At 38.6% G+C, this 16,692-nt stretch carries 16 protein-coding genes; 9 read left to right on the top strand and 7 right to left on the bottom strand.

Annotated elements, in window-relative coordinates:
- Positions 1-301: 301 nt before the first annotated feature.
- The 4 genes from ACPUEN_RS07080 (at position 302) to ACPUEN_RS07095 (ending at position 2,818) form a co-directional block, all read left to right on the top strand.
- Positions 302-1,222, top strand: coding sequence for a universal stress protein (locus ACPUEN_RS07080; RefSeq protein ID WP_425639402.1), 921 nt, complete (start codon positions 302-304; stop codon positions 1,220-1,222).
- A gap of 102 nt (positions 1,223-1,324) precedes the next feature.
- A complete protein-coding gene (locus tag ACPUEN_RS07085) occupies positions 1,325-1,873 on the top strand; it encodes an RNA polymerase sigma factor (RefSeq protein ID WP_425639403.1) in 549 nt (182 codons plus the stop codon).
- Between the two features lie 34 nt (positions 1,874-1,907).
- Positions 1,908-2,267 carry a hypothetical protein gene (locus ACPUEN_RS07090; RefSeq protein ID WP_425639404.1) on the top strand — a complete coding sequence of 120 codons (360 nt, stop codon included), beginning with the start codon at positions 1,908-1,910 and terminating at the stop codon, positions 2,265-2,267.
- 110 nt (positions 2,268-2,377) lie between these two features.
- Complete coding sequence (locus ACPUEN_RS07095; protein ID WP_425639405.1) at positions 2,378-2,818, top strand: hypothetical protein; 441 nt, start codon at positions 2,378-2,380, stop codon at positions 2,816-2,818.
- 33 nt (positions 2,819-2,851) lie between these two features.
- On the opposite strand, the gene mscL is transcribed toward ACPUEN_RS07095, so the two are convergent.
- The gene (mscL, locus tag ACPUEN_RS07100; RefSeq protein ID WP_425639406.1) at positions 2,852-3,268 is read right to left on the bottom strand and encodes a large-conductance mechanosensitive channel protein MscL; all 417 of its coding nucleotides are present in this window, start codon (positions 3,266-3,268) and stop codon (positions 2,852-2,854) included.
- A 187-nt stretch (positions 3,269-3,455) separates the two neighbouring features.
- On the opposite strand from mscL, the gene ACPUEN_RS07105 reads away from it, so the two are divergent.
- From ACPUEN_RS07105 to ACPUEN_RS07120, 4 genes are all read left to right on the top strand, one after another.
- Entirely contained in the window at positions 3,456-5,504 is a 2,049-nt protein-coding gene (locus ACPUEN_RS07105; RefSeq protein WP_425639407.1) for a S9 family peptidase, read from the top strand.
- Between the two features lie 88 nt (positions 5,505-5,592).
- On the top strand, positions 5,593-5,964 hold the full coding sequence (locus ACPUEN_RS07110) for a methylglyoxal synthase (protein WP_111613051.1): 372 nt from the start codon (positions 5,593-5,595) through the stop codon (positions 5,962-5,964).
- A gap of 3 nt (positions 5,965-5,967) precedes the next feature.
- A complete protein-coding gene (gene pfkA, locus ACPUEN_RS07115) occupies positions 5,968-6,954 on the top strand; it encodes a 6-phosphofructokinase (protein ID WP_425639408.1) in 987 nt (328 codons plus the stop codon).
- A 100-nt stretch (positions 6,955-7,054) separates the two neighbouring features.
- Positions 7,055-7,957 carry a tetratricopeptide repeat protein gene (locus ACPUEN_RS07120; RefSeq protein WP_425639409.1) on the top strand — a complete coding sequence of 301 codons (903 nt, stop codon included), beginning with the start codon at positions 7,055-7,057 and terminating at the stop codon, positions 7,955-7,957.
- Positions 7,958-8,004: 47 nt separating this feature from the next.
- Here the strand turns inward: ACPUEN_RS07120 and ACPUEN_RS07125 are convergent, their stop codons facing one another.
- Positions 8,005-9,555: an alpha-amylase family glycosyl hydrolase gene (locus tag ACPUEN_RS07125; protein WP_425639410.1), complete on the bottom strand. Its 1,551-nt coding sequence runs from the start codon at positions 9,553-9,555 to the stop codon at positions 8,005-8,007.
- Positions 9,556-9,613: 58 nt separating this feature from the next.
- The gene (gene fbaA, locus ACPUEN_RS07130) at positions 9,614-10,675 is read right to left on the bottom strand and encodes a class II fructose-bisphosphate aldolase (RefSeq protein WP_111613047.1); all 1,062 of its coding nucleotides are present in this window, start codon (positions 10,673-10,675) and stop codon (positions 9,614-9,616) included.
- 368 nt (positions 10,676-11,043) lie between these two features.
- Here fbaA and ACPUEN_RS07135 point away from each other — a divergent pair, with 368 nt between their 5' ends.
- Positions 11,044-11,916: an ABC transporter substrate-binding protein gene (locus ACPUEN_RS07135; protein WP_425639411.1), complete on the top strand. Its 873-nt coding sequence runs from the start codon at positions 11,044-11,046 to the stop codon at positions 11,914-11,916.
- Here the strand turns inward: ACPUEN_RS07135 and ACPUEN_RS07140 are convergent.
- From ACPUEN_RS07140 to ACPUEN_RS07155, 4 genes are all read right to left on the bottom strand, one after another.
- Positions 11,902-13,845, bottom strand: a complete 1,944-nt coding sequence (locus ACPUEN_RS07140) for a tetratricopeptide repeat-containing sensor histidine kinase (RefSeq protein WP_425639412.1) — start codon at positions 13,843-13,845, stop codon at positions 11,902-11,904. The genes ACPUEN_RS07135 and ACPUEN_RS07140 overlap by 15 nt on opposite strands.
- Before the next feature lie 79 nt (positions 13,846-13,924).
- Positions 13,925-14,710, bottom strand: coding sequence for a 5'/3'-nucleotidase SurE (gene surE, locus ACPUEN_RS07145; RefSeq protein ID WP_111613548.1), 786 nt, complete (start codon positions 14,708-14,710; stop codon positions 13,925-13,927).
- A complete protein-coding gene (locus ACPUEN_RS07150) occupies positions 14,711-15,373 on the bottom strand; it encodes a hypothetical protein (RefSeq protein ID WP_425639413.1) in 663 nt (220 codons plus the stop codon). It abuts the gene before it with no gap.
- A 79-nt stretch (positions 15,374-15,452) separates the two neighbouring features.
- Positions 15,453-16,664, bottom strand: a complete 1,212-nt coding sequence (locus ACPUEN_RS07155) for a bifunctional 3,4-dihydroxy-2-butanone-4-phosphate synthase/GTP cyclohydrolase II (protein ID WP_425639414.1) — start codon at positions 16,662-16,664, stop codon at positions 15,453-15,455.
- Positions 16,665-16,692 lie beyond the last annotated feature (28 nt).

Consider the following 16,692-nt stretch of genomic DNA (forward strand, 5'->3'; position numbering starts at 1 on the left):
TAAATTTGTAATTTGTGAAGTTTGAACATGTCGGCGATCCGGACAGTGCAAATATACGATTTATTACACGGCAGGTTGGCAAATCTGGAGGATGATTCCGAATATGTAGTAGTATCATATTCAAAACCCTTGGGTCTCAACCCAATAGTTCCGAATATTATTTCAGTTTTTCTCCCAACTTTAACCTCATATAGTTGCAATAAGATGAATATCAGGATATTTCAAAATTATATTTTACAGATATCTTAAAGATTTACTCGTAATACTGTTAAATTTGCATTTCTAAAACCTTTGGCGCTTTATGTATTTGATTAAAAAAATGGTCGTTTGCCTGGATCAAACCTCTCTGGATCAAACCTTGATTCAGCATGCAGCTTTTATTGCTCAGGTGAACCAAACCAAAAAAATCTACTTCGTAAATGTGATTAAAAACCTCAGTATTCCTAAGGAGGTACTTGAGGAGTTCCCAAATTTGATCGAGAATATGATCAATGAGAGGCAGGAAGCTATGGAATCAATGGTGAAGGAGCATTTCAATCACCCCAAAGGCATATCTCTGAACTACATAGTAAAAGAGGGTTCGCTTTCTAAAAAAATCCTGAAACTGGCTGAGGAAAAATCAGCGGACATGATCCTAATCGGGAGAAAAGTGCATTTACCTGGAACTGGAGTTGCATCCACAAGATTAGCAAGAAGAGCAAGTTGCTCTCTGTTAATTGTACCTGAAGGGTCTAAAACTAAAATGAAGCGCCTGCTCGTTCCAAGTGATTTCTCTGATTATTCAAAAGATGCATTGGAAGAAGCAATTATGATTGCTGAAAAGCATGGCGGACTTGAGATTGTATGTCAGAACGTATTCACAGTACCATCTGGCTATCACTACACAGGAAAGACCTACGATGAATTCACACAGATTATGCGAATGCATGCTGAAATAAATTACAAGAAATTCATCCGGAAAATAGATACAAAAGGAAATAAAATAACCCCAGTCTATACTCAAGACATCAACGATGATCCGGTAGAGGAAATCGTAGCAAAAGCTAAAGAAATAGATGCGGATGGGATAATCATAGGAGCTAAAGGTAGAACTGCTGCCACTGCCCTATTCATCGGTAGTATGGCCGAAAGATTGATACAGTACAATGATAGTATACCACTCTTGGTGACCAGGCCTAAAGGGAAGAATGCCGGTATCCTAGATTATATCTTAGAAATTTAATTTCAATATCTTTCAGAATATTTCTCTCTGAAAACCAAGACTTAAACCTGATTTTTTACTGGCTCACTAAACCCTTTTCTTTAAATTAGGTCTAAAAGGCTAATGAATAAAAACGGTGACCAGGAAATCCTCCATCTCATACAAGATCCCAAAACAAGGGACATGGGTTTCAGGCAGTTAATCCAGGCTTACCAAAAGCGAGTATATCATGTGATCAGGAGAATGGTTTTGATTCATGAAGATGCTGATGATATCACCCAAAACACCTTCATCAAAGCGCATCACTACATCGACAAGTTTCAAGGACAATCAAGCCTCTTTACATGGCTTTATAGAATTGCCACCAATGAATCCTTGACCTTCTTAGAGAAGAAGAAAAAAAGGTACTTCTTCTCGATTGATGATCATCAAGAGAAAATGGAATCTTATATTGATCAACCTGGCAATATAGATGGAGACGAAATACAACGCCTACTCCAAAAAGCATTGCTAACCCTGCCTGATAAGCAAAGGCTAGTATTTCATTTGAAGTACCAAGAGGAACTTACCTACGAGGAAATGTCTGAAATCACAGGTACCAGTATAGGCGCCCTAAAAGCCAGTTATCATCATGCTGTGAAAAAAATTGAACATTCCTTAACATTAGAATAAACTATTGACCCTCAACCCAGTCTAAACTTATACCATGCAAAAAATTCCAAAAATAAAGGATTTCAAGGCACCCGATAATTACTTCGATAGCCTTCCAGATAATATAATGGATAGAATCACCCCTCATAGTTCTATCAACTGGATGAAATACGCAGCTGCAGCTGCAGTCCTTGTCGTTTGCTTAGGGGTTTGGCAATTCAACACTTTCAATTCTCAGGTAGAAGATTTTTCTATGGATGAAGAAGTTTCTCTTTACATAGAAAGTCAATTCTGGACCGCTGAAGATGTACTCAGTATGGTCGATAACCCAGAAGAAATATTAGATCAAATCATTGCGGAAGAAATGATTTATGAAGTAGAGTATATCGATGAAACTGATCAAAATTGGTATTAATCTTGAAAAATTATAGCCTGGCAACTTCATTTAGGCATTCCAAAATTCAGCACGAAGAGGGATAATTAATCACCCAAAGAGATTCCCTCTGACAATTAAAAAATAAACGGATGAAAAAATTTATAGTAATCGCACTTATGTTTTTCCTGGTAATCGGATCTACTAAAGCCCAGCGCCCTGATGATAGATATGATCGTGAAAAACTAGAAGCGGCCAGGGTAGCTTTTATAACCACTAGATTGGATCTGAAACCTGAACAAGCACAAAAATTCTGGCCTATATATAATGTCTTCAATGATGCAAGGGAGAAAAGTCTTAGAGAAATGTCAGAGCTAGGAAGAACCAGAGACTTAGATTTGTCAGAAACAGAAGCTAAGAATAGAATTTCCAAAAAATTTGAAATCCAACGCAAGTTGATTACTGACGAGGAAAAATTCGTGAAAGATCTATCTGGGGTGATCACCTATAATCAAATCATTCAGTTGGATGGCCTTAACAGAGAATTTGCCAGACATATTTGGCAGAGACGAAGAGACGAGGATAAGAAATAAAAAAAGCGGCTTAATGCCGCTTTTTTTATTTGTTTACTTTTTTAGTAGATCTCTAATTTCTTCAAGCAATACCTCAGATTTAGAAAGTGCTGGAGGTGGCGGAGTTGGTGCTGCAGCTTCTTTCTTTTTCATACTATTGATTCCCTTCACAGCTATAAAGATTACCAAGGCGATGATTACGAAATCGACAACATTTTGGATGAAGATACCATAGGTCAGCAAAACTGGTCCCAGTTCTTCTCCAGCCGGGCCTACACTAGTCTCTTTCAGCACGATGGCCAAGTCAGTAAATTCCACACCACCAAGCAGGACTCCTATTGGAGGCATTACGATGTCCTTGACAAATGATGCGACGATCTTACCAAAAGCACCGCCTATAATCACAGCAACTGCAAGATCGACTACGTTGCCTTTGACAGCAAACTCTTTAAACTCTTTAAGAAATCCCATACGATTTTGGTTAATGGTTAAATGATATAGGGAATATTTTAAAAAAAATTCACCAATCCAAGACATAAACTAATTCTAAGTCATTTTAATGATTAAAAAGTGCAGTTTGTAGCCCATATTTGCACAAAAAAGCGAACTCTGACCCCATTTTTTTCCTTAACATTGCAAGCTTAACTACTCAATAAAAATGCAGGCACCAAAAGCCAAAAAAATAGCCCAGCTACTAGAGACACACGGACATCAGCGCATTGATAACTATTATTGGATGAGAGAAAGAGAAAACCCAGAGGTTATAGAATATTTAAATGCTGAGAACGATTACCTAAAATCAAGCCTGAAATCAACCGAAAAATTTCAGGAAGAGCTTTTCCAGGAAATGAAAAGTCGGGTTAAGGAGGATGATGAAAGTGTTCCTTACCTCAAATCCGGGTATTACTGGTATGTGAAATATGAGACTGGAGGAGAATACCCTCTATATTGCCGTAAAAAAGGAGATTTAGAGGCACTGGAAGAGGTATTCTTGAACGTTAATTCACTTGCTGAAGGCAAGGCCTACTATCAAGTTGGCGGAACGGCAGCCACTCCCAATCTTAATACCCTAGCTTTTGCCGCTGATGCAGTAGGCAGAAGAATCTATGAAATCCATTTCAAGGACCTTGAAACCGGAGACATCCTACCCGATTACATTCCTGCTACTACTGGTAATTTTGTCTGGGCTGCAGATAATCAAACGCTTTTCTACTCCAAGCAAGATCCTGACACACTTCGATCCTTTCAGATCTATTCACATAAACTTGGTTCACCTATTGCTGAGGACCGCCTGATTTATGAAGAAAAGGATGAGGAGTTTTCATGCGTAGTTCATAAGACCAAATCTGAAAAATACATTCTTATCCATTCTGAAAGCACAATTTCTTCAGAAATGAGGTTTTTGGATTCCTCCAATCCCAGCGGAGAATTCACATTGCTTCAAGCCAGAATTCCATACTTGGAGTATGCTGCAGATCATTATCAGGATCACTTCTGGATCAGAACGAATCATGAAGCGCAGAACTTCAAGCTAGTAAAAGCACCCATCAAAAGCCCTGGTGTAGAACACTGGGAGGATGTAATTGAGCATCGGGACACAGTATTATTAGAAGACTTTGATATTTTCTCTCATTTTCTGGTAGTCCAAGAAAGATCAAAAGGACTTTGCAAAATCAACATCAAACCATGGGATGGATCTGCTGGTCATTCCCTGGAATTTGAGGATGAAACCTACACCGCCTGGATAAGTACAAATCCAGAGTTTGATACTTCCATTCTGCGATTTGGCTACAATTCACTTGTAACTCCAGCCAGCACCTTTGATTACCACATGGTGACCAAGGAGAAAACTTTGCTGAAGCAACAAGAAATCATAGGAGGATATGATAGCACTCAGTACACTTCTGCTCGAATATGGGCAAAAGCAGATGATGGCGTAATGGTGCCAATTTCTTTGGTTTATAGAATCGACAAATTCTCTCCTCAGGGAGAAAATCCACTTTTACTCTACTCCTATGGCTCCTATGGTTTTAGCATGGATGCTTATTTCTCCAGCAGTCGTTTAAGTTTATTGGATAGAGGCTTTGTGTTTGCAATCGCACATATCCGTGGCGGAGAAGACCTCGGAAGAATATGGTATGAAGATGGAAAAATGCTCAAAAAGCGAAACACATTCACAGATTACATCACCTGTGCGGAATACCTAATATCTCAAAAATACACTTCACCATCTCATTTATATGGCATGGGAGGAAGTGCTGGAGGACTATTGATGGGTGCTGTGATGAATATGCGACCTGATTTATTCAATGGCCTGATTGCAGCAGTTCCTTTTGTAGATGTAGTGACTACCATGTTGGACGAAAGTATTCCTTTGACAACAGGAGAATTTCAAGAATGGGGTAACCCTAAGAATAAGGATTATTACGAATACATGCTTTCATATTCGCCCTATGATAACGTAGAAGCCAAAGACTATCCTAATTTATTGATCACTTCAGGACTACATGACAGTCAGGTGCAGTATTGGGAGCCTACAAAATGGGTGGCAAAATTAAGGGAAATGAAAACTGACTCTAAGTTGCTATTCCTACATACCAATATGGATGCTGGACATGGTGGAGCTTCAGGAAGATTTAATTCCCTGAAAGAAATGGCGTTAGAATATACCTTCTTACTTTACCTTGAAGGTATGATTCCAGGTTAACATTAAGTCTCGTTTAAATAATATCCGTCAGTCAGGAAGGGAAATATTTTTTCCTAACTTTGGCATAAACCTATTAGATTAATACTCCATGAAAATCGCTCTCATAGCCCATGATGGTAAAAAAGCCGACATGGTTCATTTTTTAAGTGGATTCCGCGAAAGACTGCAGAAGGCAGATGTGGATTTGGTTGCAACAGGCACTACCGGTTCACATATAGAAAAAGCTGGATTTGAAGTTGAAAAATTACTATCGGGACCCTATGGGGGTGATGCTCAAATTGCCGCTTTGGCTGCTCAGAAAGAGCTTGCAATGGTTGTTTTCTTTAGAGATCCACTTGACAAACATCCGCACGAGCCAGATGTGCAAATGCTAATGAGGATATGTGATGTGCACAATATTCCTTTGGCAACCAACCCGGCCTCGGCCGACCTAATGTTTAAGGCCTTTACACAAACCTAAGAAATGGAACCTAAAACCATTAAAAAAATTGGCGTTTTGACTTCTGGGGGAGACTCTCCAGGAATGAATGCTGCAATCCGAGCTGTAGTAAGAGCAGGATTTTACTACGATATAGAAATGTATGGAATCTACCGAGGATACGAGGGTATGATTTCTAATGACATCAAAAAGTTAGAATCAAAGCATATTACCCATGTACTCGAAAGAGGCGGTACATTCTTGAAATCTGCACGAAGCGCTGAATTCCGAACTCCAGAAGGCAGACAGATAGCGTATAACAATCTAAAAAGCCACGGCATTGATGCGTTGGTAGTAATTGGAGGAGATGGCTCCTTAACTGGTGCTCATTTATTCTATAAAGAATTTGGCATTCCTGCTATTGGACTTCCTGGAACAATTGACAATGACCTTTCCGGAACAGATTCTACCATTGGCTTTGACACGGCTTGTAATACAGCTATTGAAGCCATAGACAAGATCCGTGATACTGCGACTTCCCATGATAGACTTTTCTTTGTGGAAGTAATGGGAAGAGATGCTGGGTTTATTGCAATCAATGCAGGTATAGGAAGTGCTGCGGCTGCTATTTTGATCCCAGAGAAAAAGATGCCAATAGAGCACCTGGTTGATAAATTGAGGATAAGAACTAAAGCGAAGAAAGCGTCCAACATTGTCATTGTAGCTGAAGGAGGAAAAAGTGGTGGTGCAACAGAAATTGCTGCTCTAGTTTCAAAACATCTTCCTTATTATGACATCAAAGTCACTATTCTAGGTCATTTACAGCGTGGCGGTTCGCCGAGCTCTTATGACCGTCTCCTTGCCTCAAAACTAGGCGTAGCAGCAATAGAAGGCTTATTACAAGGGAAGTATGATGTGATGGCAGGACTGATCAATAACAAGGTCGTTTACACCCCTATCAAAAAAGCAATCGTCGATGACAAATCAGTAGATGAAGATGATTTCCGAGTTGCAAAGATTTTATCTACCTAATTATTCTTAAATATTCTGAAATTCAAAAGTCCAAGGTTATTCCTTGGACTTTTTGTTTTAGCTTAATCTGAATTTTAATCTACTGTTTAAATACACTTCAATGAAGCGACATTTTCTAATTGCTCTTATTCTTTTATGCTCAAATAAGATACTAGCTCAAACTCCCTTAACCTATTTTAATTCTGAGGGGGAAAAGCACCTTGCTGGAGAATTTGATCTCAATATTTTAAGAACTGATACCACATTTCAAAAATGGTATGAGCAGAGTGAGAAGTTATTCCAACTTTCGGGAAAAAATACCGATTGGAAAAAGAGTCTGGAGAATACCGAAGTGGAGATTTTTATCGGAACATGGTGCGGAGATAGCAAACGCTGGGTTCCACAGTTCGTGAAACTTTGGAACGAGCTTGGGTTAAGTGAAGACCAACTCAAATTCACTGCCTTATATGACGGAGAAGAGCAGTATAAGCAAGGTCCAAATGGAGAGGAAAAAGGAATGCTAATCCATCGAGTACCGACTTTTATCTTCAAGGAAAATGATCAGGAATATTCCCGGATTGTGGAATTTCCCGTGAATGATTTGGAAACTGATTTAGCCCAAATCGCGCTTGGTTATGCCTCAGAGCCTAATTACCGTGCTGCGACTTACCTTCTGGAATTATTTGATTCGGAACCTTTGGATTCTATCTACAGAAATGTCCAAACTCATTTCAATGAAGTGTATCAACGGGTAGGCAAAGAGAAGGAGCTGAATACCCTTGGTTATTTATTCGAAACTTCAGGCCGTCTGCCTCAAGCATTACTTACCTATGAAATCAATTCGGTGATCTTCCCTTATTCTCCACGCGTATTAAATAGTTATGCAGAAGCATTAACAAAAAATGGTCAAAAGGATCGCGCAATTGAAGTTTTCAAAAGAGTAGTTGCTTTAGAACCTACGCTTGAAAGTGCTATTGCAAAATTGAAAGAATTGGAAGGAGAGGTAAACGTAAATGAAAACTAGCAAGAAAGTCTGATCAAAAGAAAAGGATTTCTTACCGGTTGTATAGTTTACTTCATAAATACGACACTGGAGTTTTTACCCAATTTAATTTGGTCTCCTACTGCCTCTACAGCTCCCAGAGAAAAGAGTTCTTGATCAAAACCTTCAGGAGCATTAATTGATATTTTCTTTTTCCCAAGGTTATGCAACACTACTACTTCTTGATTAGAAAGCTTTCTAGAATAAGCCATTACCGATTTTGGATAAGAAGTTGAAGGCAATTCCAGTGAGCCAATTGCCAATGCAGGATTGGTATTTCTAAGGTAAATCAACTCTTTGTAATGATTAAAGTAGCTAGTTGGCTCATCTTTTTGCAAGGCCAAAGGAGTAACCGTTTTATCTAAGGAATACTTTGGTTCTATCCATGTAGTACGTCCAGTATCTTTCTCTTTTACATCCCAGAGGAAAGGTTCTCTGATTTGCTCATCAGGCTTTAATCCCAACATACCAATTTCCTCACCATAATACAGATAAGGAGCTCCAGGCATGGTCATCAGAATTGCTATTGCTTGCTTGTATTTTTCAGGATCAGAACCTAGTTCATTGAGTAACCTTGGCTGATCGTGATTAGAAGATATCGTCGCATCAATAAAATCTGATGTAATACTTTGGTAAAAATCAAGAACATCTTTCTGCTTCTTTACTAACAACATTCCATCCATTTTATTCAATGATTCTATCAATGTGTAATGAAAATCAAAATTGAATAATGCTGGAAGTCCTGGGAGAAATGGAGCTACAACTTCTTTTTTATCATACACCTCTCCCACCAAATAAACATCAGGTTTGATTTTAGTCATTTCAGCTCTAAAATCTATCCAAAACTCGTGGTTATCACTTGCTCTTTCATCTGGGTAAATATGCTTTGCAGCGTCCAATCTGAAGCCATCAACTCCGACCTCTTCCAGCCAAAATCTTCCTATGTCAAAAATCTCCTCTCTAACCATATGATTGTCAAAATTCAAATCAGGCATTCCTCCATTAAAAAAACCATAATAGAAATCTTCTCCAAAACCCGGATCATGCCATTGTCTGATGTTATCGGAATCCAGCGTGATGACCTTTTTCTCTATAAAATCCGCGATTGTGTCTTTTTGAGCCCATACATAATAATCTCTATAAGGATTATCCCTTCCTTTTTTAGATTCCTGAAACCAAAGATGATCACTGCTGCTATGATTGATAATCAGGTCGATTATAATCTTAATATCACGCTTATGCGCTTCATCCAACAGCCTCTTAAAGTCATCCATTGTCCCATAGTCAGTGTGGATAGCTTTGTAGTCAGTCACATCATATTTATGATAGCTAGGGGAAGGCATAATCGGCATAAACCAGATTGCATTAGCTCCCAACTCAGCGATATAGTCAAGCTTCTCCGTCACACCATTTAAATCCCCAATTCCATCTCCGTCGGAATCATTGAATGACTGAACAAAAATCTCATAGGTTACACCAGCTTTCGGCCAATAATTTTCGACAGAAGGTGTGGGCTTTTGATTACAGGCAGACATTAAAGCTAATCCCATAAGAATTGAGGCTATTTCGGGCTTTTTCATTTGGATTGGAGAAAAAAAAAGTCACTTTATAAAAGTGACTTTTTCGTTATTGTTTGTATTAATTTCTATTTACTGCATTCAGCATATCGAAAGCCAGCTCAAGTCTTTTTACGAAGTTCTCTTCGCCTTTGCGCAACCAGTTTCTCGGATCGTAAAACTTCTTGTTTGGACTATCAGCTCCATCAGGATTTCCTAGTTGAGTTTGAAGATATGCCTCATTCTTTTTGTAATTATTCAAAATACCTTCCCAGAATGCCCACTGCATATCTGTATCGATATTCATTTTGATAGAACCGTAACTATTTGCTTCTCTGATTTCTTCAACTGTAGATCCAGAACCACCGTGGAATACAAAGTTTAATGGCTTACCAGTCAAGCCATGCTTCTCTTTGATGAAATCTTGAGAGTTCTTCAAGATAATTGGCTTCAAACTTACGTTTCCTGGCTTATACACCCCGTGTACGTTACCGAACGCAGCGGCGATAGTGAATAGATCACCGATTTCTTTCAAGTGCTCATACGCATAGGCTACTTCTTCAGGCTGAGTATAAAGCTTAGAAGAATCAATGTCAGTATTGTCCACGCCATCTTCCTCACCACCGGTTACACCCAATTCGATTTCGATTGCCATTTCCAGCTTTTCGAATTCTTTGAAGTATTTGCAGGAAATCTCTACGTTTTCCTCCAAAGGCTCTTCAGAAAGGTCCAACATATGGGAGCTATACAGAGGTCTCTTGTGTGTTGCGTAATAAGCTTTACCAGCGTCCAAAAGTCCATCAATCCAAGGCAACAACTTCTTTGCAGCATGATCAGTATGCAAAATCACGGGAACACCATAAGCTTCAGCCATCAAATGCACGTGATGCGCACCTGAGATACCACCAGCGATACTAGCTTGTTGCTTATCATTTGCCAACGACTTACCAGCAAAAAATTGGGCTCCCCCATTTGAAAATTGAATGATCACCGGCGAGTTTAATTTCTTTGCAGTTTCAAGAACAGCATTTACCGAGTTGGTATTAATTACGTTCACTGCAGGCATAGCAAACTCATTCTCCTTAGCATAAGCATAAAGGTCTCTAAGCTCTTCACCGTATTTTACTCCAGGTTTAAATTTCATATCGTATTAGGTTTGTGTATTTCAAGTTAAAGCGCCCGAAAAAAGGCCCTATTTCTAACGTAGAGTTCAAAGATATAAATCCCTTACTTATAATTCCCCTCTTCTAATTCTAAAATATCATTCTTAAAAGCATTTCTTTCTGCGCAATCGATTTCAACACAGTAGATTTCAAAAAAAGAAGTGACTAGAAAAGTTTTAATCATCAGTATGTAGGATTCTAAACCGGAAAATTAAAAAATCAATTTCCACTCTGATTAAAGTGATCTTTCAAATGCCCTAAATAGCTGGATTAAAAGGGTATTTTTCTGCTCCTAGGAATTTCTATTCCCCGTTGATTATTACATTTGTCACGAGTAAAATCTTCTCTTATGAAAACCCTTAGAATCACCGGAGTTCCTGAGCATTTTAACTTCCCTTGGAAAAAAGTCGTAGCAAATCAGCCTTTTGAGAAGGAAGGAATTAGACTACAGTGGACCGACGAATCAAGAGGTTCTGGACAGATGAACAAAGATCTGAGAGAGGATAAATGTGATATTGCACTAGTCCTTACAGAAAGCTTCCTTAAAGATTTCGAGGCAGGCAACCCATCTAAAATGATAGGATTACATGTCAAATCGCCTTTAAATTGGGGCATTCACATCTCAGCTGGTTCTACCGTAGATTCCTTGGAAGAGATCACAGAGCCAAATTTTCTCATCAGCCGAGTAGGTTCAGGGTCTCAATTAATGAGCTATGTACTCGCAAAACGTGAGGGCTGGGATGCTGAAAAGCTGCAATTCAAAATTGTCAATAACCTACCTGGGGCACTGGCAGAAATGACTCCGGAGAAGCCTGAAATGTTTCTTTGGGAAAAGTACACGACCAAACCTTGGGTCGAATCGAAACAAATGAAGCGGATAGGTGAAGTTCCAAGTCCATGGCCTTGCTTTGCAATCATAGCAACAAACAAGGCGATAGCAGAATTTGGAGATGTAATATTTAAACTCAGAGACTTAGTCTATTCAGAATCCAAAAGCCTTCAAACGAATTCCTCTACGATTGCAGACATAGCCATAAACTATGCGCTAGATGTCAATGATGTAAAAGAATGGTTTACTCAAACATCGTGGGCTACTGAACCGGAACTATCGAGAAGTCAGCTGAATCAAGCGATGAAAATGATGAAAGAATTAGGGATTATTTCTGAAGTAGCCCAGCTTGAAGATTTCCTGACAAGCGAAAAGCTTTTAATTATTGATTAAAACTTTACTTGCAGGTAGTCGCACATATACCTGAGTGCCTTCACCTGGCTGGCTATTAATAAATAATTCACCGTCATTCATACGAATGAATTCCTTGCAAATCTGTAGACCTAAACCAGATCCTTTTTCCATTTTGGTACCTAGTTTAGAATCCGAAATCACATAATCAGGTGAAAGCAATTCGTTTATTTGATCTTCTTCCATACCTATTCCTTGGTCTTTTACACACCAAGTAACCAGATCCTTATCTGCTTCTACTGAAAGCTGAATTGTATCGCCAGGTTTGGAATATTTTACTGCATTATTCAAAATATTTCTAATCACAACTTCAATCAAATCACGGTCTGCATAAATCTGTAAGTCCGTGATTAGAGATATATATTCTATCTCAATTGATTTATCTCTTAATTTTGGGCCGATCAATTTGATGTTATCACAAACCAACTGATAGAGGTTAAAATCCACTTTTTGAAGTTTAAACCCTTCCATTTGAGCCAACGACCATTTTAGGGTGTTGTTCAGCGTAAAATAAACCGTATCCACATCCACTTTTAAATGTTGAATCAGCTCATCAAATTCACCCTGATTAATATAACCAGCAATCAAAGAGTCAACGATTGATTTCACTTGACCTACTGGTCCCCTAAGGTCGTGCCCGATAATAGAAAAGAGTTTGTTTTTAGTTTGGTTAATTTCTTGAAGTTGGATTGACTTGTTTTCCAAATCTTCATTCTGCTTTCGTATTTGCTGTTTTTGAAGAAGCAAGTCTGCATTTTTTTTATTGATATTTCTATTCAAATAAAATAACCAGACCAACAGGGCTAAAATCAGTACAGAACCTGCACTAACTAAGAAAATTATTTTACGGTTGAGAGCCAACCTAGTGGCTTGATTCTCATTCTGCGCTACCAATAAGTCTAATTCAGATTGCTCCAAATCATCCTCAAACATCCCCTGCATCAACGCCAACCTGTCTCTACTTGACTTATTCACAATGGAGTCATTCAAGGTGACGAATTTGGATTGCTGCTCAAAGGCATTTTTATAATCTCCTATTTGCCGGTAGTACTCCGCTAAGGATTTATGACTTTTTGATAGTTCATCAATTAGGCCATTTTGCATAGATATATCTATTCCTCTTAGAAGTACCTCCTTGGCCATTTCCTGCTTACCGTTTAGTAGATAGGTGTTTCCAAGTCTGTAGAACAAGCTAGCCTGTACACTGGAGATGCCTTGTGCTATTCCATTTTTTAGGGCTTCCTCATAAATCATCTCGGCCGAGTCGAGTTGATTTCTAGCAAAGTAAACATCTCCTATAATTCGATTTGAAAAAGAAAGCAAATAGGGCGATCCTGCACTTTTATTCGCTTCAAAAGCTATAGACGTATAAGCTAAAGCAGAGTCTAATTCATTAAGCCTTAAGAAGTTTAGCGCAACATTATTAAGACTTCTAATCATCGTATAGAGATCTCCCATTTGATCACTGATCTCATAGGCCTTTTTGAATTGAACTATGGCCATAGAATAGTTTTGCTGTTCATAGTATAGCGCTCCCATACTATTCAATACTCTAGCTGCTGCTTCTAGATTATTTCCATCAACAGCCAATTTGTATGCTTCCTTGGAGTAATTGAAAGACTTTTGCCACTGACCTCTACGGTAGAATATCCATCCTAAATTTTCCTTGGCTTTGGCTTCTTCAAGGGTATTGTTCAGGGATTGAGCCAGTTTCTCAGCTTCCGTAGCATAGTTAAAAGCCTCTTGTTGTTCTATTTCACGCAGGTAAAATGATAAGTCATTTAAAACAGTCAACCTTTCCTCACCCTTTATTGTAGCAAGTTGACTCTTCAGGCTATCAATTGCCTGAACCTGTGCCAAAGCGACAAAAGATGTGCTCAGTATAAAAAGAAATAGTAAAATTCGTTTCACGAAGTCTTATCAATTTAACTAGTCAAAAATAAGTGATTAAAAAACAAAGCGATAGATGGTTAAAAAAATGAGCCGGGGATTACTTTTTTAAATCGTCCCAATCCCACTCCTTGTTTATTTGAGTTATTGCATGATGTGCTGTTAGATCATATTGGCAAGGAACGATTGAAACGTAATTATTTGCAATTGCCCATTCATCATTATCCTCACCTTTATCAAAATTTACAAAATTACCAGCTAACCATAAATATTTTCTGCCATTTGGATCAAAACGCTCATCAAACTCCTCCTGCCATTTTGCCTCCGCTTGTCGACAAATTTTCAACCCTTTGATAGCTTCATTTTGCTTTGGTGGAAAGTTTACATTTAATGCAATTCCTTTTGTCATCCCTTTTTTTAGTACCTGACGGGTTATTTTCTCTACCCATTCTTCTACATGTGAAAATTCAGCTTTCGAAGAAAAATCGCATAAGCTAAAACCAATTGAAGGATAACCTTCCATTGCTCCTTCAATTGCCGCAGACATAGTCCCAGAATAAAGAACAGAAATCGATGTATTTGAACCATGGTTTATTCCACTTACGATCAAATCCGGACTTCTATCCTTCATCACATAATGCTTCGCCAATTTGACACAATCAGCAGGAGTACCACTAGACTTGTAAGCTTTTACACCATCGAAAATATCAACCTCTTCTAGACGTAGCGTTTCTCCTATCGTGATAGCATGCCCCATACCTGACTGAGGGCTATCTGGTGCTACTACCACCACATCTCCCAGTTTCTTCATCACAGATACGAGAACACGGATCCCTTTGGATGTGATACCATCGTCATTTGAGACGAGAATTAAAGGCTTGGACATTTAGTTTTGATTCAATTCGTTGTAATAGGCAGTAATGCGAAGTAGGTCTCCTCTTTTGTCATAGTCTAAGCGATTTTTCCTCATAAAAAGGGAAATCTGATCATCATGACCTGGCAACATTTCAAACAGATCTTTCTTCTTCAAGCTGTACTGCTCAATCTTACCATTTTTCAAAAAGTAATAATTAAAAGCTAATTTTTGCCCCATCATCATAGACTGGGGACCATAATAAGGATTCATGCCATAGCCTCCCATCATTCCAAAGTTACCCATTCCTCTAGAATCAGTTGCTACATATTCTCTGCACAACAGAGCAAGTTCTTCACCTTCTGTGAGCACTTCAAAGAAAATCGGGGTGGCATAATCATTTTCAAAAGCATACGGTAAACTGTAAAATTTACGTACGCCACCATATACTTCATCAAAAAACTCAAAATAGGTGACGTTTGTGGAAGTAAACGTTTCTATTGTTTGATCTTGAAGCTGAACTACATTATTGTCCAAATCGTATTTTATTTTCCCACCAAAGACCTGTCCATCTGTAGTATAGATATTTCCTTTGTGCCAAAGTTGCGAAGGAAATTGATTCTGTGCAGATGCAGAAGCTATACTCAGAAATAGTATGCTAAGGGAAATTAATGCTTTTTTTGCTGTTTCCATCATGTCTGAGTTTACGGAATAATACGTGTCAGGTTAATTCTCAACCCCAGATATTGACAAATATTAATATAAGAACAAGAATTTACTTCAAAATATTGTGTCCCATTTTATCTCGCTTGGTCTGGAGATATTTTTCATTGTGCACGTTTGGACTGATCTCTATAGGAACTTGCTCTACGATTTGTAGACCATAGCCCAATAGACCTACTCGCTTTTGAGGATTGTTGGAAATCAGACGTAAATTACTCACTTCCAAATCTCTCAATATCTGAGCTCCTACTCCATAGTCTCTACTGTCTGAGGGCAAGCCAAGAGCAAGATTAGCCTGAACGGTGTCCATACCTTCTTCCTGAAGTTTATACGCTTTCAATTTATTAATCAAACCAATTCCTCTTCCTTCTTGATTCATATAAAGAATAACTCCCTTTCCTTCTTTCTGAACCATCTGCATGGCAGCATGAAGTTGAGGGCCACAATCACACCTGCAGGAACCGAAAATATCACCGGTCATACAGGAAGAATGTACTCGAACTAAAACCGGTTCATCCTTTTCCCATTTGCCTTTAATCAATGCAAGATGAAGCTCCTGAGTATTGGTTTGACGAAAGGCAATTAGTTCAAAATCGCCGAAATCAGTAGGAAGCTCCACTCCTATCTCACGCTTTATGAGAGACTCATGCTTTAATCTATAGGCAATTAAATCTTTGATAGATATCAATTTCAAATTGAATCTCTTGGCTACCTCTACCAAATCCGGAAGTCGAGCCATTGTCCCATCTTCGTTCATTATTTCTACTAATACTCCAGCTGGTGAAAATCCTGCCAAACGGGCCAAATCAATTGCTGCTTCCGTGTGACCTGCTCTCCTTAAAACACCACCTCTTTTGGCTTTTAAAGGAAAAATATGTCCAGGCTTTCCTAATTCACTCGGATCTATAGAATCATCAACGAGCGCTTTGATGGTTTTGGCTCTATCGGCTGTAGAAATACCGGTAGTACATCCGTGGCCTATTAAATCCACTGATACAGTAAAAGGGGTTTCAAAAGCAGCAGTATTATTACCAACCATTAATTCCAGACCTAACTGCTCACAACGATCCTCTATAAGTGGTGCACATATTAAACCACGTCCATGAGTAGCCATGAAATTGATAATTTCTGGTGTTACTGTCTCTGCAGCACAGACGAAATCGCCTTCATTTTCTCTATCCTCATCATCTACTACGATAATTACCTCTCCATTTTTGATGGCTACTATAGCATCTTCAATAGGATCCAGCGTATATTTTTCCACGAAATTTGTGTTTGAATTAGTATTAAGA

The organism is Algoriphagus yeomjeoni (genome assembly GCF_049821175.1).
In the GTDB taxonomy this organism is placed as follows: Bacteria; Bacteroidota; Bacteroidia; order Cytophagales; family Cyclobacteriaceae; genus Algoriphagus; species Algoriphagus yeomjeoni_A.

Excerpts from the sequence above, each read along its gene's own strand:
- ACPUEN_RS07080 (WP_425639402.1), top strand. The coding sequence starts at position 302 with ATGTATTTGATTAAAAAAATGGTCGTTTGCCTGGATCAAACCTCTCTG.
- ACPUEN_RS07090 (WP_425639404.1), top strand. The coding sequence starts at position 1,908 with ATGCAAAAAATTCCAAAAATAAAGGATTTCAAGGCACCCGATAATTAC.
- ACPUEN_RS07085 (WP_425639403.1), top strand. The coding sequence starts at position 1,325 with ATGAATAAAAACGGTGACCAGGAAATCCTCCATCTCATACAAGATCCC.
- surE (WP_111613548.1), bottom strand. The coding sequence starts at position 14,710 with ATGTCCAAGCCTTTAATTCTCGTCTCAAATGACGATGGTATCACATCC.
- ACPUEN_RS07150 (WP_425639413.1), bottom strand. The coding sequence starts at position 15,373 with ATGATGGAAACAGCAAAAAAAGCATTAATTTCCCTTAGCATACTATTT.
- ACPUEN_RS07125 (WP_425639410.1), bottom strand. The coding sequence starts at position 9,555 with ATGAAAAAGCCCGAAATAGCCTCAATTCTTATGGGATTAGCTTTAATG.
- ACPUEN_RS07095 (WP_425639405.1), top strand. The coding sequence starts at position 2,378 with ATGAAAAAATTTATAGTAATCGCACTTATGTTTTTCCTGGTAATCGGA.
- mscL (WP_425639406.1), bottom strand. The coding sequence starts at position 3,268 with ATGGGATTTCTTAAAGAGTTTAAAGAGTTTGCTGTCAAAGGCAACGTA.
- ACPUEN_RS07110 (WP_111613051.1), top strand. The coding sequence starts at position 5,593 with ATGAAAATCGCTCTCATAGCCCATGATGGTAAAAAAGCCGACATGGTT.
- ACPUEN_RS07105 (WP_425639407.1), top strand. The coding sequence starts at position 3,456 with ATGCAGGCACCAAAAGCCAAAAAAATAGCCCAGCTACTAGAGACACAC.
- ACPUEN_RS07120 (WP_425639409.1), top strand. The coding sequence starts at position 7,055 with ATGAAGCGACATTTTCTAATTGCTCTTATTCTTTTATGCTCAAATAAG.
- pfkA (WP_425639408.1), top strand. The coding sequence starts at position 5,968 with ATGGAACCTAAAACCATTAAAAAAATTGGCGTTTTGACTTCTGGGGGA.
- fbaA (WP_111613047.1), bottom strand. The coding sequence starts at position 10,675 with ATGAAATTTAAACCTGGAGTAAAATACGGTGAAGAGCTTAGAGACCTT.
- ACPUEN_RS07135 (WP_425639411.1), top strand. The coding sequence starts at position 11,044 with ATGAAAACCCTTAGAATCACCGGAGTTCCTGAGCATTTTAACTTCCCT.